Raw genomic sequence first — 20,318 nt, forward strand, 5'->3', positions numbered from 1 at the left:
TGATTTGTAATCGCGAAGTCCTATCGGTGGATTTTTAATCCACGTTGCCATTCTTCCATAAAGGATTATAAATCCTTGGATACGGCTTCCAGATTGCAAATCTGGAAGAGCGCTGTGGAAGAGCAGTTCGTCATTGCGAGGTACGAAGCAATCCCACAACTCTTGTAAGCAATCCTACTAGCACTTTAATATTTCTTCTCCCAACTATCGGAGCAGGCGGTGCCTTGCAAACGACGTTTAATAACTACTTTATCAATTACTAACCGCCAGCCTGCATAACCTTCGCCATTTTTTTATTCTTCTTTGCTCTTCTTGATTTGTAATCGCGAAGTCCTATCGGTGGATTTTTAATCCACGTTGCCATTCTTCCATAAAGGATTATAAATCCTTGGATACGGCTTCCAGATTGCAAATCTGGAAGAGCGCTGTGGAAGAGCAGTTCGTCATTGCGAGGTACGAAGCAATCCCACAACTCTTGTAAGCAATCCTACTAGCACTTTAATATTTCTTCTCCCAACTATCGGAGCAGGCGGTGCCTTGCAAACGACGTTTAATAACTACTTTGTCAATTACTTCCCGCCAGCCTGCATAACTTTCGCCATTTTTTTATTCTTCTTTGCTCTTCGTGATTTGTAATCGCGAAGTCCTATCAGTGGATTTGTAATCCACGTTGACATTTTCCATAAAGGATTACAAATCCTTGGATGCGGCTTCCAGATTGCAAATCTGGAAGAGCGAGAAAAGCTACTGATGGAGCTGATGCTGATCCCGAACATTCGGGACAGCATGACGAAACGCATAGAAAATTTGCTGTTCGCAAACGACGTTTAATAACTACTTTATCAGATACTTCCCGCCAGCCTGCATAACCCTCGCCATTTTTTTATTCTTCTCAAAATAATGAAACCCCGGCTGCAAGGTGTTCCAAAAAGCAATATGTTGCGGATACTCTTTAGCATAGCTTTCAAAATTCACTTTAGTCATCCTAAACGGAAAAATATACACAGGAATCTCTAACTGACCGCTATTTTTAGCTTCCACCGCCAAAACGTAAACCTCTCTAATCTTATCATCAGTTAGCGGAATACAGCCAACCGTCACGCAATCTCCGTGAATATAGATGTCTCCACCGGTTTTACGATCCTTTCCTGTTCTAACTTTATCAACTTCATTCGGGTAATCAACCCCTAAAGACAAATGGTAGCTGCTCATGGGGTTAAAAACATTGATCTTGTAGAAACCTTCTGGCGTTTGTAAATCACCCTCTATCACTTTAGGTCCAAGTTTACCAGAGTGAGCACAAAAATCGTAGGTTTTAAATAAACTGAACTTCTGTTTGTCCTTATTTTTTATCCATATCTCTAGCTTTCCCTCTGCTTTATAGGCCGTGATTAACAGCTCAAAGTTTTCCTTAAAACCTGCCTGCTGCAACTCTTTCTGTAAGCTTGTCCACTTTAAATCATAAGCCAATTTAACACGTTCAAACTGTAACTGTTGGAGTTTAAATGGCTGTTGTGCTTTGGTAGAAATACTCATAAAAATCATCAACGCTGCAAATAGAAATTTCATAAAGATTGTTTTATCCGCAAGTTACAATTTGTTTCCAAATCCTTCCATATGGCTATGCACATTGCTCTTTTCAATTTTTACTTTTCACTTTCAACTTAAATGTAGCATCTTTACAATTAGCGTATGACCAACTTTATCTCGTTTGCCACCTTGCTGATTTTTATTGCCTGCCTAGCATTAGGCATCGGCTATGCTTGGTTGTTATATGGCACTAACAAAAATCTAGTAAAAACGGTACGAAGTGCACTAGCCGTATTTAGAGCATTGGCCGTTGCTATTTTGGCTTTTTTGTTGTTTGCGCCTTTGGTTCGAAGGGTAACGCACACCCCTGAAAAGCCTATCATCATCATCGCTAATGATAATTCCATTTCTGTTAAAAATATTACCCCAACAGGCTTTGATGCTAAAAAATATCAGCAGGATTTAAAGCAACTTGCTGAGCAGCTGGGCGAAAAATACGAAGTAAAAACTTACAGCTTTGGTGATAGCATTAAAGAAGGCTTGGCATTTTCTGGTACAGATCAACTGACCAATGGAGCTGCGCTAGTGGATCAACTGAATGACCAGCTGTTGAATAGAAATGTGGGTGCTGTAATTATGGCAACGGATGGCATTTTTAACCGTGGTGGAAACCCGTTATATGACCTCAACAAAATTAAAGCACCAGTTTATACCATTGCACTTGGTGATACCATTCCGAAAAGAGATGTTTTGGTAGCCAATGTGAATTACAACAACATCGTGTACCTGGATAATGATTTTACTTTCGATGTACAGGTGCAAGCTTTTGAAAGTAAGGGCGAGCAAATCAGACTATCAGTTGCTGAAAGCGGGAAGCAATTAACGGAGCAATCCATCCAAATCAATAACAATAGTTTTGTGAAAGATGTTCAGGTAAAGCTGAAAGCCAATAAGGTGGGCATTCATCGTTATACGGTGAGCGTTTCTGAAGTTAAAAATGAAATCACCACCAAAAATAATAGTCAAACCATTTTTGTTGAGGTAATTGATGGCAAGCAAAAAGTGTTACTTGCAGCCGCTGGTCCACACCCCGATTTAGCTACCTTTAAACAGGCTATTGAACTGAATAAACATTACGAGGTAAGCACCGCAATAGCCGATGAACTGGAGAAGGTTGAGCTTTCCAAATATAGCTTAGTGATCCTTTATCAGCTCCCTGCAGTATATTATTCAGCTGCTTCGCTAATTAACAAAGCAAAACAGCAGAAAATAGCAATGTGGTTCGTGGTAGGTGCCCAAACCAACATTCAGCGCCTAAATCAAACACAAACTCAATTAAATTTTGCTAGGCCAAACGGCAGTTTGCAGGAAGTTTTTCCTTACTACGAAAACAATTTTACAGCCTACGGCCTAAATGCTGAAGCTTTGAAACAGCTGGAAACCTATGATCCCCTGCTAGTGCCTTTTGCCAATTTGATGATTAAAGGAAATTACACGTCAGTGCTTAACCAGCGTATAGGTAAAGTAAATACCGAAAGTCCGTTGTTGTTTTTTGCCGAAGATGGCGGGACGAAAATTGGATTTTTATTAGGTGAGGGCATTTGGAAATGGAAGTTAGAGGAAGCGAAAAATGAAAATAGCTACCCCTTGTTAGCGGAGTTAATTGCGAAAACAGTACAATATTTATCCGTTAAGGATGATAAAAGAAAGTTTAAGGTTTATGCCAATAAAAATACTTTTGAGGAGAACGAAAATGTAGTGCTTAATGCAACGTTGTACAATGATGCTTACGAGGCGGTGAACACGCCGGAAGTTAAAGTACAGGTTAAAAACGAGCAGGGTAAAACCTATAATTTCACGTTTTCTAAATTCGGAAATGCTTACCAATTGGATGCAGGAGCTTTACCGCAAGGGAACTATACTTATGTGGCATCAACCAACTTGGGCGATAAAAAATACACGGCTAACGGTGCATTTTACGTAAACGCCATCATTACCGAGTACCAACAAACTACTGCAAATCATCAGCTTTTAAATACAATGGCGCAGCAAACCAATGGTAAAATGTATTTGCCTGCACAATTGCTAAATATTGTTGATGACTTGGAAAAAAGCGGACAAGTTAAAACCATTAGTTACGAAGACAGGAGATTTGAGGAAATCATTAACTTCAAATGGATTTTTGCCGTCATTATGGCATTGTTAAGTATCGAATGGTTTTTTAGAAAACGTAATGGCGAAGCCTGATGAATTTTAATACCACTGAAGTTATTGAGGTGCTAGGAACTATTTCCTTTGCTATTTCGGGAACTTTTGCAGCTGTGCAAAAGCGCTTGGATCCTTTTGGTGTACTAATTATTGCGTTTGTAACATCTATTGGAGGTGGTACCGTTAGGGATTTGTTATTAGGCGATACTCCAGTGGCTTGGATGCGTGATGTCAATTATTGTTTATTGATTCTTGTTACCTCGATTCTTACGCTGTTTTTCAAACATCAAATTAAAAAGTTCAAGGTTACGTTGTTTCTTTTTGATTCCCTTGGTTTAGGCCTGTTTACTTTAGTTGGTGTACAAAAGGGAATTGTATTTGGCTTGGAACCTGGTATTTGTGTAGCTTTAGGTACCATCACAGGTTGTTTTGGTGGTATTATCAGAGATACGCTGCTTAATACCATACCCCTCATATTTAGGAAAGAGATTTATGCTACTGCTTGTATTGCCGGCGGTGCACTTTACTTTGGCCTTTTGGCTATGGAGCTTAAGGCTGATATCGCTAAAGTGATTGTAATTACTTTTATCGTAACGTTGCGAATTATTGTAGTGCGCTACAAGCTCACCTTGCCAAGGTTTGGGTACTAAGGATAAAGAAATTCTTTCAGCTTGCCATTTTTGGAAGCATCGTACAGCTGCCAAAGCTCTTTGCTCCAAGTTTTTTTGTCGCTGTGTTGGTAAAGATAGGGGAGTGTTAAATTCATTGCTCCCAAAGCCTGTTGTTGTTTCTCTTTTGCCAAAGGTTGTGCAAGGGAAAACTTGGCTAACGCCGCCATATACATCAGTAACAAATCCGAGTTGGAGTTAAAGTAAGAAGTTTCTTTTTCTTCCAAATAAAATACATGGTCAGGCGTTCCATTCATCCAGTCTACCAAAAACTTACCAGCTTCATTTCTTGCTTTGTTTTTGGTATCTATAGGTGTTTGGAAAAGATACTCTGTCACTTTAGCTACTGTATTTTCCGCATTTTTGAAATCGGCACGCCTATTTAATTTTAAACCTTTTAGGTTAGGAAGTTCTTGTCCTGTAGTAACTACCGCTTTAAATGAAAGGATTACAAATAAGACAAGAGTGAGGTTCCTCATGAAATGTTTTTTTGCATTATGGATAACAAAGCTCGATTTTGTTTTCTCAGCGTGGTAATACTAAACCTATTTTTCTGTATTTTCTTTTACAATAACGAAAACATCTTCATTTTCCTTTTTCATGAAGTACTTTTCGCGGGCAAACTTCTCTGCGCTAGTCATGTTACTGTCCAACTCTTTCAGGTCCTTTTTTACTAAAGCAGTTTCCTTCTCATAAAAATCTTTTTCCTGCTGCAACTTTTTAACCTGCACACTGTATTCGTACTGGGCAATAATGTCATTTTTATCAAAAAACATCATCCAAACGCTAAATGCAGCAATGGCTATAAAATATTTGTTCCGGAAAAGATCTAATAATCGCTTCATTAACTCAAAAGTAAAAATTAAAAAATCAAAATCAGCAAGTATATCTAATGTTACTGCGTTATTGGGTAAAAATAAAAACATCCGAAGTTTTTAAATCTTCGGATGTTTTGCAAATGTATTTATTCACTTGTTAACACGCTGCATGGCAGGTTGAGCTTAAGTAAGCTAATTTACAAGCAAAAGGTTGCTATTATTTTTTAGCAAACTTGAAGTTTTTGCCGATGAATTTTGCAGCATCACCCAATTCCTCTTCAATACGAAGCAATTGGTTGTATTTTGCAATCCTGTCTGAACGTGAAGCCGAACCAGTTTTAATTTGACCACAATTTAATGCCACAGCTAAATCAGCAATGGTAGTATCTTCAGTTTCACCTGAGCGGTGGCTCATTACCGATGTATAACCGTTGGTTTGCGCTAAACTTACCGCGTTAATCGTTTCAGTTAATGAACCAATTTGGTTTACTTTCACTAAAATTGAGTTTGCAGTATGGGTATCGATACCTTGTTGTAAACGCTTAACGTTAGTTACAAATAAATCATCACCTACCAACTGAACGCGATCTCCAACTTTGTCGGTTAAGCTTTTCCAGCCATCCCAGTCATTTTCGTCCATACCATCCTCAATAGAAATGATTGGATATTTTACAGTTAAATCCGCCAAATATTGAGCTTGTTCTTCGCTAGAACGAACTACACCTGTAGCGCCTTCAAATTTAGTATAGTCGTATTTTCCATCTTTGTAAAACTCCGAAGAAGCGCAGTCTAATGCCAAGCAAATTTCTGAACCTGGTTTGTAACCTGCTTTTTCAATGGCTTTAAGTACGGTTTCAATTGCATCTTCAGTGCCATCAAAAGTTGGTGCAAAACCACCTTCGTCGCCTACTGCAGTTGATAAGCCTCTATCGTGTAAAATAGCTTTTAAATTATGGAAAACTTCTGTACCCCAACGTAATGCTTCGGAAAAAGAAGGTGCTCCAACAGGCATAATCATAAATTCTTGAAATGCGATAGGGGCATCAGAGTGAGAGCCTCCGTTGATGATGTTCATCATTGGGATAGGCAATGTATTTGCGTTTACGCCGCCAATGTAACGGTATAATGGTTGTCTGCTTTCTTTTGCGGCAGCTTTAGCAACAGCTAAAGAAACACCCAAAATAGCATTTGCGCCTAGGTTACCTTTGTTCTCGGTACCATCTAGGTCAATCATTAATTGATCAATTAAATTCTGTTCAAAAACATCAACACCTTGCAAGGCTTGTGCAATTTTAGTATTTACGTTTTCAACCGCTTTTAAAACACCCTTACCTAAGTAGGTCTTCTTGTCGCCGTCACGTAATTCAACAGCCTCGTACTGACCAGTACTAGCTCCAGATGGAACAGCTGCACGGCCCATAAAGCCGTTTTCAGTCATCACTTCTACCTCAATTGTTGGATTTCCTCTCGAATCGAGGATTTGTCTTGCATGGACATCAATAATTAAACTCATTTTATATTTGTTTTGAATTAGAAATACCCTTAGTGTAAAAAATACAATTAGTAGGGTTTTTTCAAAGTTAAAATATTTTATCAAACTTAAATAATCAAATCATCTTTTTTTGTATAGATGCTGTTAACAGCTTACTTTAAAATATGTTAGATGCTATATTTTTTATCAATGTTTTGCGCCGACAGCAGGGTTGGGGAAAAGTATATTGCAAAAAAAAAAGCAACTGCTAATATTGCAGCTGCTTCGATCATAGGTAATTGGTAGTGTTTTTATTTTTTGGTATATAGTTTCTTTTTCGGGAGATTTTTTCTTTGCTATCGATGATTGTCCTACAAATGTCAGCATTATAGGGTTTGGTACTCGTATAATAACCATTTATAAACGCTTATTTACGAGTAAAGGCAATAATTTGTCTCCAATACATGATTTTTTTGTAGTTTTAAGACGGTATAAGCCGATAAAAACCTATGAATCGATTTTGCTTAGACTGTCATGCCGAATTGAAAGGGCGTACAGATAAAAAATTCTGTGACGATCAGTGCAGAAATAATTATAATAACAAACTCAAGAGTGAAGATAGTGAGTTTGTAAGGAAAATAAATCAAATCCTTAATAAAAACAGGAAAACCTTACGGGAAGAGTCTAATAATGGCCTTGATAAAGTGAAACGAGAAATCTTAGTCAAAAAAGGCTTTGATTTTGATTACCATACACACTATCATTTAACCGATGAAGGCAAAGTATATATTTGTTGCTACGAATATGGCTATTTGATTGATGCCAATGATGATGTGTTGTTGTTGAAGGGAACTTAATAAATGATCTGTTGATATTTGAAGTGCTATATTTGAAGGAAAATAGCACAGATGAAAAAGATTTTGATCATTACTGGGGGTAGTAAGGGAATTGGTAAAGGGATAATAGGCGCCTATCTTGCTGACGGATTTTCAGTTTACTCGATAGCGAGATCAGCAAATGTGGAGCTAACAAAATTAGGTGTTACCCAGATTGAATTTGATTTGACACAAGTTGATCAAATTGCTGATACTTTTCAAAGTATTTTTGCTCAAATGGGTAATACTGCCCCTGAAAAAATTACTTTGATTAATAACGCAGGTACTTTGGGACAAATTGCCAGGCTGGAAAATGTAGATACTACTACGATAAGTGCCACTTTTTCTCTCAACCTTGTAGCGCCATTTATTTGCTGTTCTTCGTTTATCAACCTCACTAAAAATTGGAGCTGTGCTAAAACCATTATCAATATCACATCGGGTGCAGCGCTTAAGCCATATTTTGGATGGTCGGCTTATTGCAGTAGCAAAGCAGCTTTAAACATGTTGTCGCAAACTATTGCCCTGGAGCAAATGGAAATGGATGGAGGCGTTAAAGTGTTGGCCATAGCGCCAGGTGTGGTTGATACCGATATGCAAACTCAAATTAGGAGTACTGATGAAGCCGACTTTAAAGATTTAAAACGCTTTGTATCGCTGAAGGAAGATGGCGGGTTAAATGATGCAACAACCGTGGGGCAAGAAATATGGCGGATGGATCACGACGACAGTTTGGTTTCGGGTGCTATACTACGTGTAGCGGGTAAAAATTAATCGAAAACATTTTTTCTATTTGACTGTTCTATGAATCAGCTAAATAGAATTTATATGAGAACACTTTGTATTGTGGTGCTGTTTTTATCATTAATGGCTTGCAGACAAAAAACCAGAGTTACAGGCGAAAAGCAAAATTCGGATAGGAGCATGGCTGGCGCTAAAACAGCGCAAGATTGTTATTCGTACATAAAAGGTAAGGATACAGCGATGTTGACCTTGCTTACCACAGGAAAAGTATCAACTGGAGAGCTTGAGTACAAATGGTTTGAGAAGGATAAAAACATTGGTACAATAGAAGGTGAAATGCATGGAGATACTTTGTTAGCTTCTTATACTTTTAATTCTGAGGGACAGCAATCTGTGCGTCAGGTAGCATTTTTGAAAAAAGGCGACCAACTTTTAGAAGGTACAGGAGATGTTGCTGACATGAATGGCAAAGTTCAATTCAAAGATCTTTCAAAATTGAGCTTTGGTAAGTCGGTAGTGTTTCAAAAAGTGGCTTGTAAATAGCCAAAGTTTAACTAGTATTTTTCAAATTTCTCCCAAAAGCCATCTTTAGGTAGTTTGGCAAAGATTTTTACAGGCTCTTTTTTAACGGGGTGTATAAACTCCAGCTGGCGGGCATGTAGGCAAATGCTTCCTTTTTTGCTGCCGCGGGGATAGCCATACTTATTATCGCCTACAATTGGGCAGCCCATGGTAGATAGCTGTACCCTAATTTGGTGGGAGCGCCCAGTTAACGGGTTTACCCTAAGCAAATAGTAGCCGTCTAGTTCAGTAAGTACCTGATAATCTAGTTCGCAATACTGGCTTCCTTTTGCTTCGTAATCGTAAGATTTTACTACATTCTTCTTAGGGTCTTTGATGAGCCAATTGATAAGCTTGCCCTGAGGCTTGGCAGGTTTTTTTCTTACTACAGCAAAATATGTTTTCTTGATTTCCCTGTTTTTGAAAATGGCGTTCATTCGATCTAAAGCCTTACTGGTTTTAGCAAATAGGATGAGTCCGCTTACTGGGCGATCAAGACGGTGGGGCACACCTAAAAATGCAGCACCAGATTTATTGTATTTTTTTGCCAAAAACTCCCTCACCATTTCATCCAAAGGCATGTCTCCAGTTTCGTCAACTTGTACCACATCGCCCGCTCTCTTGTTGATAGCAATAAGGTGGTTGTCTTCGTAAAGTACGTCAGCTTCGGTAATGGCCATGGCTCTGTTAATGGTTTAGATCGTTAAAATGTAAAATTGGAAGTTGGTGTTTTTATTTTTTTGCAATGGCTTTTGTAAGCTAAACCCGATTGTAGTGGATCCCGATTTTTCATCGGGAGAAACAAAAAGCGGGACTGATTTATCCGATTAGCACTGAAATTGCTTTCCAGAAATTATCCTTGCTACATTAATATTGTTCTTTTTCGTTAGGGAAATCATTTGCCTTTACATCGGCAATGTATGATTGTGCTGCGCCTTTAATGCCTTCGTATAAATCTAAATACTGGCGTAAAAAACGCGGTTTAAAGCCTTTGGTAAGTCCAATCATGTCGTTTACTACGAGCACCTGTCCATCGCAATTGGGGCCAGCGCCAATGCCAATGGTTGGGATAGCTAAACTTTCGGTAACTTCTTTGGCCAATTTAGCTGGGATTTTTTCCAATACTACCGCAAAACAACCCGCTTCCTGCAAGGCCAAAATATCTGTTTTAAGTTTATTAGCCTCTGCTTCATCTTTTGCCCTAACAGTATAAGTTCCAAACTTATAAATTGACTGCGGAGTTAAGCCCAAATGCCCCATTACCGGTATGCCAGCAGTGATAATGCGCTGGATAGACTCAACAATTTCAACGCCACCTTCCAGCTTAACGCCGTGGGCACCGCTTTCTTTCATGATACGGATGGCAGAGTTTAATGCCTCTTTTGAATTGCCCTGATAGGAGCCAAAAGGCAAATCTACCACTACAAAAGCTCTGCTAGCGCCACGTACTACAGATTGTGCATGGTAAATCATTTGATCTAAAGTGATGGGTAGGGTAGTTTCGTGTCCAGCCATTACATTAGAGGCCGAATCGCCCACTAACAGCACATCAAGACCTGCATCATCCAAAATGGTAGCCATAGAATAATCATAGGCTGTTAGCATGGCAATTTTTTCGTTGCGTTGCTTCATTTCTTGCAGCGTGTGTGTGGTGATACGCTTAATTTCTTTGTTAACCGACATGCTTTGTGTTTTGGTGTGCACAAAATTAGGGTTTATTTTTTAAAAGTGGGCAGTTGGTAGGGATTAGGTATTAGTGGTCAGGGGTCAGTTGACAGGGATCAGTTGACAGGGATCAGTTGTTAGGTATTAGTGGTTAGGGATTAGGAGCTATTGATTGGTAGTGATTAATAACCAATATCCAGTGACTATAACAAATGAACCAATGAACCAATGACCAATGACCAATGAACTAATGAACCAATGACAAATGGACCAATCACCAAACAACTAAAAAACTAAACAACCAAATAACCAATCAACCAACAATCCATTTTTTTTAAAAAATCTTAAAAATAACGGTTTTAAACACCTATCTTTGTACTCCGAAATGAGAGAGTTCAATCATACGGTTTTAACATCCTTTAAAAGCGGTTTTCCCGTTAAAAACTCCCATTGTTTTATATCATTTTTCATCCCCAATTTTTATTGTAATTTAAATGACTAACTACACTAAGTTACCAGCTATTTTGTTATTGGCCGATGGCACCGTTTTTTACGGCAAGGCTGCTGGAAAAATAGGAACTACTACTGGTGAAATTTGTTTCAACACAGGTATGACTGGTTATCAGGAGGTTTTTACGGATCCTTCTTATTTCGGACAAATTATGGTGACTACCAATGCTCATATTGGTAACTATGGTATGCACCGCGACGAAATAGAATCCGGTGGGATTAAAATTGCCGGCTTGGTTTGCAAAAATTACAATGTTAATTATTCAAGAAAAGAAGCTACCGAATCAATTCAGGATAACTTCCAAAATGAAAACATCGTAGGTATTTGCGATATCGATACACGTGCTTTGGTGCGTCACATCCGTAATAAGGGAGCAATGAATGCCATCATCTCGTCGGAAATTACAGATTTGCAGCAGTTAAGAAAGAAATTAGAAGAAGTGCCGCCAATGGATGGTTTAGAATTATCGTCGGTGGTTTCTACTAAAGAGCCATATTACTACGGCAATCCAGAAGCACCAATTAAAGTTGCAGCATTAGACTTAGGAATTAAAAAGAATATCCTTCGCAATTTTGACGATAGGGAACTTTATATCAAAGTATTCCCTGCTAAAACTACGTTTGAGGAAATGAATGCTTGGGGTGCTGATGGTTACTTTATCTCTAACGGCCCTGGTGATCCATCGGCTATGCCTTATGCTATTGAAACTGTAAAAGCGGTATTGGAAGCTGATAAGCCATTGTTCGGTATTTGTTTAGGCCACCAACTGTTGGCAGAAGCAAATGGTATTGGAACCATGAAAATGTTCAACGGTCACCGCGGATTGAACCACCCAGTTAAAAATATCATTAAAAACCACTGCGAGGTAACTTCGCAAAACCACGGCTTTGGTGTTATTCCGGAAGAGGTTAAGAAATCTGATAAAGTTGAAATTACCCACGTTAACTTAAACGATGATTCTATCGAAGGTATCCGTGTGAAAGGTAAAAAGGCCTTTTCGGTTCAGTATCACCCAGAAAGCTCACCTGGTCCACACGATTCACGTTATCTTTTTGATGATTTCATCAGCATGATTAAAGGTGATTTAGTTTGGTAGTTAAGTAAAAATTAAAAATTCAAAAGTCAAAATTCAAAAGTTGAACTTGGCTTTATAGCGAATAAATTAAGGATGTTTGTGTAGGCAGGCATCCTTTTTAGTTAGAGTAGGTATTAGGGATTAGGTATTAGGGGTCAGGTATCAGGGGTCAGGAATCAGGGGTCAGGTATTAGTGGCTAGGGATTAGATATTAGTAGTCAGGTATCAGTGGTCAGGGGTTAGTAATTAATTGGTAGCCGGTCATCAATTGAACGATTAACCAATTAACCAAAAATCCAAAAATCCAAACAACTAACCAACCAAACATCCATCCGCCCCATTCATCATTTCATCTTCATAATTATTCCATTTATCCTAAAAGCGTTTACAATTCTTTTAAAGCTTCTTACATTTATATCAAATGACAGATAGAAAAGCAATCATTAGCGTACAAAATTTAGTTAAACACTATGGCGATTTTAAGGCCGTTCAGGGCTTATCGTTTGATGTTTACGAAAATGAAATATTTGGCCTGCTTGGTCCAAATGGCGCCGGAAAAACCACAACTCTCGAAATTATTGAAACCCTGCGCAGCAAAACAAGCGGACAGGTTTTGGTAAATGGTTTAAATGTAGAAACAGATGCTAACGCCATCAAACAAATTATTGGGGTGCAGTTGCAGGCTGCAGGTTATTACCCCAACCTCAATCTGCTGGAATTGTTGAAGCTATTTTCTGGCTTGTACGGCGTAGATGTATCACCAATTGAAATGCTGGCTAAAGTAAATTTGCAGGACAAGGCAAAAGCGAAGTATAAAGAGCTGTCTGGCGGACAAAAACAACGCTTTTCTATTGCAACTACACTAATTAATTCGCCAAAAATTATTTTTTTGGATGAACCTACAACAGGCCTTGATCCCCAAGCTCGCCGTAATTTGTGGGACTTAATTACTGAAATCAGAAATAATGGTACTACGGTTGTCATCACCACGCACTATATGGACGAAGCCGAACAGCTATGTGATAGGGTAGCTTTTGTGGAAGCCGGAAAAATCATCGCTTTAGATACACCAGATCAATTGATAGATAATTTGATTGCAAGTGGATTTGAGCGTAAAAAAGAAGTGAAAGCAGCCAACCTGGAAGATGTGTTCATCAACCTAACAGGCAAAGAGTGGAGAGAGTAATTAAGTTAAGAGTAGAAAGTTAAAAGTAAAAAGTCAAGCCAAACACATAAGCAATGTCAAAAACTTACAATCATACCAAAGCCACTTTGGCGCTAGCAAAGGCAAGTTTCAGGTCAATTACCCGAAGCCCTTCCGCGGTAATCTTTACCCTTGCTTTTCCATTAATCTTTATCGTTGTTTTCGGCTTTATTGGCGGAGGCGGAGTAAAGCTTGATGTGGCTGTGCTGCCGGGTTCTGATTTGCAAAATCCTATCATTGCAGCGCTTGAAAAAACCGGAGTGGTGCGTTTAACCAAAAACGATACGCAACAAAATATTGATAAAAGCTTAGAAAAAGGAGCTTATGATGCGGTAATTAGCATCGAAAAAAATCCAAACGGATTACCGGCCTATTACACCAACGTGAAATACACCTCGGCATCGCTAACTAACGGCAATGTATTAAAATCAGTTTTGAATGATGTGGTAGGGAAGCTCAATACCGTAAACCAAAAACCAACCGTAACCGAAGTTCGTGCTACAACCGTTACAGGCAGGGAGTACCGCACCATCGATTTTATTTTGCCAGGCCAGCTCGGATTTTCGTTGCTTAGTACCGGTGTTTTTGGTACCGCATTTATTTTCTTCGCCCTGCGACAAAACTTAGTCATCAAACGTTTTTTCGCTACACCTGTAAGGCGTTCCAGTATTGTGCTTGGCGAAGCTATTGCTCGCATAGGTTTTGCTTTGTTAGGCGCTTTGTTTATTATCATTATTGGTCATTTTGCCTTTAATTTTACATTAATCAATGGGGCTGTCACCGTAATTAACATGCTGGTTTTAGCGCTCATAGGTGTAGTGGTATTCATGGGTTTTGGGTTTGTGGTTTCTGGTTTAGCCAAAAGCGAAAGTACCATTCCGCCAATTTCCAATATCATTACCTTGCCTCAGTTTCTGCTTTCAGGCACGTTTTTCTCCATTAATGCCTTTCCAAGTTGGTTGCAGCCTATTAGCAGGGCCTTGCCTTTAACTTATTTGAACGATGCCATGCGTAAGGTGGCTTTCGAAGGCGCAGGTTTATGGGATGTAAAGCAGCAAATCCTGATCATGTTGGTTTGGGGTGTTGGCATCTATGCCGTGGCAGTAAAAACATTTAAATGGGAGTAGTTTGATTAGAAGCGCAGTTTCCCTGCCTCTTCTGATACTTTTGTCCCGCTTTTTACTACAAGTCCGCTTCCGATTTTTACATCGGAATGTGGGCTTTTCGTTTCAATCGGGGCTAAATAACCAAGTTCCTCCAATAAAACTAACATTGGGCTTATCGCAGTGCAACACCGTTAGCTGCTAAAAATGAAACGAATTTTTCTGCCAAAGTTTGTTTGCTTTCCATACCTCATCGCAAACAACATTAATTATTATTCGTTAGTTTAGCTGCACAGTAAATTTTATCGATATGCCTAAAATAGCAGTTATCTCCGCCAGCGTAAGAAAAGGACGCAAAAGTCACAGTGTAGCGCTTTATTTTCAACATTACTTAACTGAAAAGCAGCTTGCCGAAATAGAAATCATTGATTTAGATGTCTACAAATTTCCAATTTTCGAAGAGCGTTTGCGCTTGATAGAAAATCCGACAGAGGATATGCTTCAACTGGCAGCCGCTATTACCAATGCAGACGGTATTATCATTGTAACACCAGAATATAATGGTGGTTATCCGGCCAGCTTAAAAAATGTAATTGATTTGCTTTATAGCGAGTGGAAACGCAAACCCATTGCCATTGCCACAGTTTCTGCAGGTGCATTTGGTGGCTCGCAAGTCATCACATCATTGCAATTCAGCTTATGGAAAATAGGTGCTTTAACGGTACCAGCTATGTTTCCAGTGCCTACGGTAGAAAAAACTTTCAACGACGACGGTAGGCCAACTGATCCAGAAACAATGGATAAAAAGGCTTCGGTGTTTGTTAATGAGCTGTTGTTTTGGATAGCTGCAAAAGCGGCTTCTGCATCATAAATAAATATTTTTTAAAATCGATTTGCAAGGGAGTTATAATTGCTTATCTTTGCAACCTCGTTTAGCTCTAGGGCTATGGCGGGAAACAAAGGTGATACCACCATCGGGGTGTAGCGTAGCCCGGTATCGCGCCACATTTGGGATGTGGAGGTCGTAGGTTCGAATCCTGCCACCCCGACAATAAAATTAATCCCCTGTAAATTCAAACTTACAGGGGATTTTTAGTTTTTAGTATTTTTGCCATACTACAAAATGAAAGCGGCGAACCATCCGGCCCGCCGTCTTATCATCACTAACCTAAAAATTTAAAGTTTAACTACTTCTACTTCAATTATTTGATGTATGAAGCAATTTTTTGGTTTACATCTTCACCGCGTAAATCTTTAGCGATGATTTTTCCACTAGGGTCTATCAAGAAATTTTGAGGAATCGCTGTAATGCCAAAGCGGACAGCCACTTCGGTTTGGAAACCTTTTACATCGCTCACTTGCGTCCAAGGCAATTTATCTGCTTCTACTGCTTTTAGCCAAGGTTCTTTTTTGTCATCCAATGAAACACCAACGATTTCGAAGTTCTTGCTTTTTAGTTCGTTATATGCCTTTAAAAGATGCGGGTTTTCTGCTCTGCAAGGCACACACCAGCTCGCCCAAAAATCTACCAATACATATTTGCCCTTTAAGGATGATAACTTGAACTCGTTACCTTTGGTGTCAGGCAATGTAAAATCAACCGTTTTACCGATAGCTATCTGTTTAGCTTTGTTATATTTTTCGGTTATTTTTTTGCCGGTAAAGCTAGCAAGTACCTTTGGGGTCAATATCTTATAATACGGATCAAACTTTGCTACATCAATTACTGCCATTTTATTTTCGTGAATTAAATCGGCAGTTACATAAGAATTTGGATGGCTAAAAATAAATGAATCTAAAATGGATTCAATTTTTGCGTGTAGTGGTCTGGCTTCGGCCTGTATCTCTTTTATTTTAACCGTATCCTTAACTTTTGCATAATAAACCTTTGCAAACCTATCGCTAATGGCTTTAAACTGCGCTAATTTTTCTTGTGTTAGTGCGGTGTATTCCAAAAAATCTGTTTGAGCCTGCGGACCTGTAATTTTTGCATTTTTCAAACTGTCGGTGCCTAGCACTTTATATTTGCCAATTTCCAGGTAAAACTCTTTATAATCTGCTTGCTGGCGTAGCTTTGCGGTATCTTTTTTAATTGGTATAATTGAAAGATAGGCCCTGTTACCAAAGGCAGTTTCGCCCTTAAAGCTAAATTTCCCGTTGATAATGTTGGCGGTATCTTTTTGCTCTTTGCCTTTAGGATTTCTAAAGCTTAGCACAACCGCTTTATCGTTTGCTAATTTTGTAAGATTGCCAGTTATTTCAAACTTATCCTGAGCGTTAGCTGTAAAAGCCAAAGCTAACAGTGCGACTAAAATTATTTTTTTCATTTGTGTGTTTTTAGATTTCTATTTCGCTACTACTTGATGTATTTTCTCAATTGTTCCGTTAAATTTTCGCCACGTAAGTTCTTGGCTACAATAAGTCCGTTTGGATCTACCAAGATGTTTTGCGGGACCGAGTTGATGCCATACATCAAAGCCACTTCGTTTTTCCAGTATTTCAAATCACTAACGTGAATCCAAGGCATGCCATCCGTTTCAATAGCGGCTAGCCATTGTTCCTTTCCAGCATCAAGGGAAACACTTACAATCTCAAATTTATCGCCCTTAAGCGCATTGTAAGCTTTAACTACGTTGGGGTTTTCTGCCCTGCAAGGCACACACCAGCTGGCCCAAAAATCTACCAAAACGTATTTACCGCGTAGCGAAGAAAGCTTGAAAGGTTTGCCATTTTGATCGTTTTGCGTAAAATCAGTTGCTTTTGAACCTTCTTGGCGGCGTTTACCTATTTCAATTTTCTCCATGGTACGTTTGCCAAGCGGCGAATTTTTCAACTGTGCCGAGAAGCGATGGAACATGGGTTCAACCTCACTTGCTACAAATTTGCTATCTAGCACGTAGTAGTTATAAGCCAATAAACCAGCGTAAGAGTTTAAGTGAGTTTCCGCAAAGGTGGTATTGATTTTTTTGATCTCTGCGACTAGCGTAGAAATGGAATCGCCAGCTTTTTTGCGCTGCTCCAAAGCAAATTCATATTCGCCATCCTTATTTTTTTTGCCGTATTTATTCTGCAGGGCGATAATTTTATTAGTCAATGGCCTAACCGTTGCTTCTCTTTCTTTATTTTCATCCTCAGCTTTTGAACCGTTTACGCTAGCATTGGCAATGCCATCTTTTCCAGTTAAAGTAACTTTAGAATTTTCGAGAATAAAACCAATGTAATCACGGTTTGCTGAAGCTTGTTTAGCATTTATTGGTCTAACTGCTACAATGACGTTTTGAGGTTCATCTAAGCTGCCTTTAAACGTAAAACTTCCATTTTTAATTGTTGTCGAATCTGTCTCTTTCCAAATGCCATTTTTTAAAAAGGCGATGTAGGCTTTAGCCGGTGTTTTTAGTTCGGTTAATTTACCAGTAAGGGTGTACGATTGCTGTGCTGCTGCGAAAAACGGCAGCAACAGCATTGTAAATATTAATTTTTTCATTTGTGTGTTTCTTTTATTTAAGTTGTAATCAGCTATTAATTTCTCAGTACAATGCCACCTACAAATGCGATGCTAAATGTAGCTGTTCCTGAGATGTATGGCGTTGAAGCCAATACGGTAAAACGTACGTACCTTCCAGTTGCTAATGCAGGAAAGTTGATGGTATGCTTTTTGGCTGCGTTGTTTACGTCGATGGCGTAAGTACCTCTATCTGTCCAGGTGGTGCCGTTTGAACTGGTTTCTACTTTAGCAGAGGTAGTATAACCACCCATAGCTGGCGTTACCGCAGTTGGGAAAAAGTAATCTAATCCCGAAAAGCTAAGCTCACGTCCATAATCTACGCTTACCCATTGTGGTAGGGTTACGGTAGTGGCACTTGCCCAGTAAGTTCCTCCTGTATTGGCATCTATTGCTCGGCTTGCAACATTACTTCCCGATGTAGAAGATGCTGTAGCGGTAGGGGTGTAGCCAGTATGGTCTACATATAAAGCTTCTCCAGTTTTAAATACGTAATACACCACTCTTCTGGTTACTGGATCTTGCGGTTTACCATCAACTGAAGTAATTGTTAAGGGCAGTACGTAGGTGCTAAGCGGCCTCAAAGCAGTTTGAAAACTAAGGTTTAGTACAGCTGCTTCAGAAAGGTTGCTCCCAGCAGGAATTGCCACTGTTGACTTGTAGTACAAATAAGTGTTTGTTGGAAGCAGCAATGCGGCACTTCCATACTTTAGTCTGTAATCTACAATTTTGGTGGTATCTGGCGCAAAGGTCACATAGTGTACATCGGGAGAGGTACTACCTTGCAACGTTGCCTTCATTTCCATGCTGAGAAGTGAAACGTTTTTAATGTCTAATGATCTGGTAACTACATCTGTGGTAGCTGGTAAATCAAACGTTACACGGCCTTCTGGCAACGCTTCGCGACTAGCGTTGTCTTTTTTGCATGCCATAAGCAATAGTACAACTGTGCACATTGCCAATATATTTAATTGATATGTCTTCATCTCTTAATGTTTTTATGTTATGGATTTTGTGCCATGTCTGGATTAAAAGCTAAAACTTGTATAGGTATCTGTAGCGTATACTTATTGCTATGTGGTTCTAGCCTAGCTACCTCTACATTCTGAGCGGTTGTTCTGATGATGGTTTGCATTCTGTTTTCTGTATCTAACCTGCGCATATCAAACCAGCGTAAGCCGTGGAAAGGTAATTCACGTCTTCGCTCCGCTAGTATTTCAGTCAATACCAAATTCTGGTCGGTAACATTGAAATCTCTGCTAGCCAAAGGTGTACCTGTAAGGCGATTTCTGCGCACTTCATTCAAATGGCTAAGTGCATTGGTGAGGTTGTTCGCTCTTGCGGCACCTTCAGCTGCAATTAAGTGCATCTCTTGTACGGTAGTGCCAGAGTTGGTTAACTGAAACGCAGGTGTTACAGCCGCTGCATAAAATGAGGTTCCGCCTCTGGCAGTACTTGCCCAGTTATAATACAATACCGTTCTTCTGGCGTCGTTACTTGCAAACAGGTTTTTTAACTCTGAAGAGATGGGAATGCCAGCTGCAACAGATGAACGTCCATAAATGGCATCGGCATGAGAAACCACATTGGTTGTAGTTGGGAAAGTAGCCGAGTTGGTATAATCTATCATCACGGCACGTGTATTGGCTAATGCCAGTTCAGCATAACGCTGCGCTTCTGCATATTCCCTTCTGTAAAGGTAAACACGGGCCAACACGCTGTAAGCAGCCCCTTTAGAACCTCTAAATCTTGCGTTGCTATTGTTCTCTGGTAAATTAGGGATTGCTTCGTTAATGTCGTCGATAATGTGTTTGTAGATTTCGGCAACGGTGCTTCGAGCAGGTGATTTTTTACTTACATCATCAGAAGTTACAAAAGGAACTGCCAAATCAACAGCTGCTGTTGCCGGATCGTAAGGTTTACCGTATTCGTTAACCAAATAAAAATAAGAATGTGCACGGCCTAGTAAAGCTTCTGCTTTTAGACTTTTTTTCTGAGAATCAGTACCATTTTCAGCCGCATCAATGCCTAATATTACGGTATTGAACAAGCTAATTCTTCTGTAATGTTCTCCCCATAAATAGGTAAGTGAGTTCACATCATTAGTAAATTGCGGTGCCCAAGTATAAACCAATTCGGCAAGAGAAATAGGTGGATTGCTGACAGTAACTAAATCGATGTTATCCGTCATTAGGTTCAAAATATTATCAGCATTTGTTTCGGTGGTAAGTATTGAACTATTTAACCATAAATCGTAGTCGCTGGTTGTTTTAAGTAATTGCTTGCCTTTTGGTTCTACATCTAAATATTTATCGCAGCCACTAAAAACCAAGCAGCATAGTAAAAGTTGAGCAGCTATATATTGAAATTTTTTCATCGGTTT

19 protein-coding genes and 1 tRNA gene are annotated in these 20,318 nt (G+C 39.3%); 10 read left to right on the top strand and 10 right to left on the bottom strand.

Annotated elements, in window-relative coordinates; translation table 11 throughout:
• Positions 1-834: 834 nt before the first annotated feature.
• Positions 835-1,569: a L,D-transpeptidase family protein gene (locus DUT68_RS08430; RefSeq protein ID WP_113637461.1), complete on the bottom strand. Its 735-nt coding sequence runs from the start codon at positions 1,567-1,569 to the stop codon at positions 835-837.
• Positions 1,570-1,692: 123 nt separating this feature from the next.
• Here DUT68_RS08430 and DUT68_RS08435 point away from each other — a divergent pair, with 123 nt between their 5' ends.
• Together DUT68_RS08435 and DUT68_RS08440 are read left to right on the top strand one after the other, a co-directional pair.
• Complete coding sequence (locus tag DUT68_RS08435; RefSeq protein WP_113637463.1) at positions 1,693-3,777, top strand: hypothetical protein; 2,085 nt, start codon at positions 1,693-1,695, stop codon at positions 3,775-3,777.
• Complete coding sequence (locus tag DUT68_RS08440) at positions 3,777-4,388, top strand: trimeric intracellular cation channel family protein (RefSeq protein WP_113637464.1); 612 nt, start codon at positions 3,777-3,779, stop codon at positions 4,386-4,388. The genes DUT68_RS08435 and DUT68_RS08440 overlap by 1 nt, the downstream gene beginning before the upstream one ends.
• On the opposite strand, the gene DUT68_RS08445 is transcribed toward DUT68_RS08440, so the two are convergent.
• The 3 genes from DUT68_RS08445 to eno all read right to left on the bottom strand — a co-directional run bounded on the left by DUT68_RS08445 (position 4,385) and on the right by eno (position 6,737).
• Positions 4,385-4,885, bottom strand: a complete 501-nt coding sequence (locus DUT68_RS08445) for a hypothetical protein (protein WP_113637466.1) — start codon at positions 4,883-4,885, stop codon at positions 4,385-4,387. The genes DUT68_RS08440 and DUT68_RS08445 overlap by 4 nt on opposite strands.
• 66 nt (positions 4,886-4,951) lie before the next feature.
• The gene (locus tag DUT68_RS08450; RefSeq protein WP_113637610.1) at positions 4,952-5,251 is read right to left on the bottom strand and encodes an FtsB family cell division protein; all 300 of its coding nucleotides are present in this window, start codon (positions 5,249-5,251) and stop codon (positions 4,952-4,954) included.
• Between the two features lie 190 nt (positions 5,252-5,441).
• A complete protein-coding gene (gene eno / locus DUT68_RS08455) occupies positions 5,442-6,737 on the bottom strand; it encodes a phosphopyruvate hydratase (protein WP_113637467.1) in 1,296 nt (431 codons plus the stop codon).
• Between the two features lie 467 nt (positions 6,738-7,204).
• Between eno and DUT68_RS08460 the strand changes: the two genes are divergently transcribed.
• From DUT68_RS08460 to DUT68_RS08470, 3 genes are read left to right on the top strand one after another with little or no spacing between them, the layout of a single operon-like run.
• On the top strand, positions 7,205-7,552 hold the full coding sequence (locus tag DUT68_RS08460) for a hypothetical protein (protein WP_113637469.1): 348 nt from the start codon (positions 7,205-7,207) through the stop codon (positions 7,550-7,552).
• 51 nt (positions 7,553-7,603) lie between these two features.
• Positions 7,604-8,344: an SDR family NAD(P)-dependent oxidoreductase gene (locus tag DUT68_RS08465; protein ID WP_113637471.1), complete on the top strand. Its 741-nt coding sequence runs from the start codon at positions 7,604-7,606 to the stop codon at positions 8,342-8,344.
• A gap of 54 nt (positions 8,345-8,398) precedes the next feature.
• Positions 8,399-8,857 (top strand): hypothetical protein, encoded by a 459-nt coding sequence (locus tag DUT68_RS08470; protein WP_157960809.1) that lies wholly within the window; start codon positions 8,399-8,401, stop codon positions 8,855-8,857.
• Positions 8,858-8,868: 11 nt separating this feature from the next.
• On the opposite strand, the gene DUT68_RS08475 is transcribed toward DUT68_RS08470, so the two are convergent.
• Positions 8,869-9,555: an RluA family pseudouridine synthase gene (locus tag DUT68_RS08475; protein ID WP_113637474.1), complete on the bottom strand. Its 687-nt coding sequence runs from the start codon at positions 9,553-9,555 to the stop codon at positions 8,869-8,871.
• 187 nt (positions 9,556-9,742) lie between these two features.
• On the bottom strand, positions 9,743-10,558 hold the full coding sequence (panB, locus tag DUT68_RS08480) for a 3-methyl-2-oxobutanoate hydroxymethyltransferase (protein ID WP_113637476.1): 816 nt from the start codon (positions 10,556-10,558) through the stop codon (positions 9,743-9,745).
• 476 nt (positions 10,559-11,034) lie between these two features.
• On the opposite strand from panB, the gene carA reads away from it, so the two are divergent.
• The 5 genes from carA (at position 11,035) to DUT68_RS08505 (ending at position 15,482) form a co-directional block, all read left to right on the top strand.
• The gene (carA, locus tag DUT68_RS08485) at positions 11,035-12,147 is read left to right on the top strand and encodes a glutamine-hydrolyzing carbamoyl-phosphate synthase small subunit (RefSeq protein ID WP_113637478.1); all 1,113 of its coding nucleotides are present in this window, start codon (positions 11,035-11,037) and stop codon (positions 12,145-12,147) included.
• Between the two features lie 400 nt (positions 12,148-12,547).
• On the top strand, positions 12,548-13,312 hold the full coding sequence (locus tag DUT68_RS08490) for an ABC transporter ATP-binding protein (RefSeq protein WP_113637480.1): 765 nt from the start codon (positions 12,548-12,550) through the stop codon (positions 13,310-13,312).
• 53 nt (positions 13,313-13,365) lie between these two features.
• Positions 13,366-14,457: an ABC transporter permease gene (locus DUT68_RS08495; RefSeq protein WP_113637481.1), complete on the top strand. Its 1,092-nt coding sequence runs from the start codon at positions 13,366-13,368 to the stop codon at positions 14,455-14,457.
• 286 nt (positions 14,458-14,743) lie between these two features.
• Positions 14,744-15,304 carry an NADPH-dependent FMN reductase gene (locus tag DUT68_RS08500; RefSeq protein WP_113637482.1) on the top strand — a complete coding sequence of 187 codons (561 nt, stop codon included), beginning with the start codon at positions 14,744-14,746 and terminating at the stop codon, positions 15,302-15,304.
• Between the two features lie 104 nt (positions 15,305-15,408).
• Positions 15,409-15,482 (top strand) — tRNA-Pro (locus tag DUT68_RS08505).
• Positions 15,483-15,635: 153 nt separating this feature from the next.
• Here the strand turns inward: DUT68_RS08505 and DUT68_RS08510 are convergent.
• The 4 genes from DUT68_RS08510 to DUT68_RS08525 are packed head-to-tail and all read right to left on the bottom strand — an operon-like array spanning position 15,636 to position 20,312.
• A complete protein-coding gene (locus DUT68_RS08510) occupies positions 15,636-16,760 on the bottom strand; it encodes a TlpA disulfide reductase family protein (RefSeq protein WP_113637484.1) in 1,125 nt (374 codons plus the stop codon).
• Positions 16,761-16,789: 29 nt separating this feature from the next.
• The gene (locus DUT68_RS08515) at positions 16,790-17,917 is read right to left on the bottom strand and encodes a TlpA disulfide reductase family protein (RefSeq protein WP_113637485.1); all 1,128 of its coding nucleotides are present in this window, start codon (positions 17,915-17,917) and stop codon (positions 16,790-16,792) included.
• Positions 17,918-17,952: 35 nt separating this feature from the next.
• The gene (locus DUT68_RS08520) at positions 17,953-18,921 is read right to left on the bottom strand and encodes a discoidin domain-containing protein (protein ID WP_113637487.1); all 969 of its coding nucleotides are present in this window, start codon (positions 18,919-18,921) and stop codon (positions 17,953-17,955) included.
• Positions 18,922-18,938: 17 nt separating this feature from the next.
• Positions 18,939-20,312, bottom strand: coding sequence for a RagB/SusD family nutrient uptake outer membrane protein (locus tag DUT68_RS08525; protein WP_113637489.1), 1,374 nt, complete (start codon positions 20,310-20,312; stop codon positions 18,939-18,941).
• Between the last annotated feature and the right edge of the window lie 6 nt (positions 20,313-20,318).

The sequence above is a fragment of the Pedobacter zeaxanthinifaciens genome (assembly GCF_003313335.1).
In the GTDB taxonomy this organism is placed as follows: Bacteria; Bacteroidota; Bacteroidia; order Sphingobacteriales; family Sphingobacteriaceae; genus Pedobacter; species Pedobacter zeaxanthinifaciens.

What these genes read in the sequence shown, in the direction of transcription:
- DUT68_RS08430 (WP_113637461.1), bottom strand. Translation starts at nt 1,569, where the DNA reads ATGAAATTTCTATTTGCAGCGTTGATGATTTTTATGAGTATTTCTACC.
- DUT68_RS08435 (WP_113637463.1), top strand. Translation starts at nt 1,693, where the DNA reads ATGACCAACTTTATCTCGTTTGCCACCTTGCTGATTTTTATTGCCTGC.
- DUT68_RS08440 (WP_113637464.1), top strand. Translation starts at nt 3,777, where the DNA reads ATGAATTTTAATACCACTGAAGTTATTGAGGTGCTAGGAACTATTTCC.
- DUT68_RS08445 (WP_113637466.1), bottom strand. Translation starts at nt 4,885, where the DNA reads ATGAGGAACCTCACTCTTGTCTTATTTGTAATCCTTTCATTTAAAGCG.
- DUT68_RS08450 (WP_113637610.1), bottom strand. Translation starts at nt 5,251, where the DNA reads ATGAAGCGATTATTAGATCTTTTCCGGAACAAATATTTTATAGCCATT.
- eno (WP_113637467.1), bottom strand. Translation starts at nt 6,737, where the DNA reads ATGAGTTTAATTATTGATGTCCATGCAAGACAAATCCTCGATTCGAGA.
- DUT68_RS08460 (WP_113637469.1), top strand. Translation starts at nt 7,205, where the DNA reads ATGAATCGATTTTGCTTAGACTGTCATGCCGAATTGAAAGGGCGTACA.
- DUT68_RS08465 (WP_113637471.1), top strand. Translation starts at nt 7,604, where the DNA reads ATGAAAAAGATTTTGATCATTACTGGGGGTAGTAAGGGAATTGGTAAA.
- DUT68_RS08470 (WP_157960809.1), top strand. Translation starts at nt 8,399, where the DNA reads ATGAGAACACTTTGTATTGTGGTGCTGTTTTTATCATTAATGGCTTGC.
- DUT68_RS08475 (WP_113637474.1), bottom strand. Translation starts at nt 9,555, where the DNA reads ATGGCCATTACCGAAGCTGACGTACTTTACGAAGACAACCACCTTATT.
- panB (WP_113637476.1), bottom strand. Translation starts at nt 10,558, where the DNA reads ATGTCGGTTAACAAAGAAATTAAGCGTATCACCACACACACGCTGCAA.
- carA (WP_113637478.1), top strand. Translation starts at nt 11,035, where the DNA reads ATGACTAACTACACTAAGTTACCAGCTATTTTGTTATTGGCCGATGGC.
- DUT68_RS08490 (WP_113637480.1), top strand. Translation starts at nt 12,548, where the DNA reads ATGACAGATAGAAAAGCAATCATTAGCGTACAAAATTTAGTTAAACAC.
- DUT68_RS08495 (WP_113637481.1), top strand. Translation starts at nt 13,366, where the DNA reads ATGTCAAAAACTTACAATCATACCAAAGCCACTTTGGCGCTAGCAAAG.
- DUT68_RS08500 (WP_113637482.1), top strand. Translation starts at nt 14,744, where the DNA reads ATGCCTAAAATAGCAGTTATCTCCGCCAGCGTAAGAAAAGGACGCAAA.
- DUT68_RS08510 (WP_113637484.1), bottom strand. Translation starts at nt 16,760, where the DNA reads ATGAAAAAAATAATTTTAGTCGCACTGTTAGCTTTGGCTTTTACAGCT.
- DUT68_RS08515 (WP_113637485.1), bottom strand. Translation starts at nt 17,917, where the DNA reads ATGAAAAAATTAATATTTACAATGCTGTTGCTGCCGTTTTTCGCAGCA.
- DUT68_RS08520 (WP_113637487.1), bottom strand. Translation starts at nt 18,921, where the DNA reads ATGAAGACATATCAATTAAATATATTGGCAATGTGCACAGTTGTACTA.
- DUT68_RS08525 (WP_113637489.1), bottom strand. Translation starts at nt 20,312, where the DNA reads ATGAAAAAATTTCAATATATAGCTGCTCAACTTTTACTATGCTGCTTG.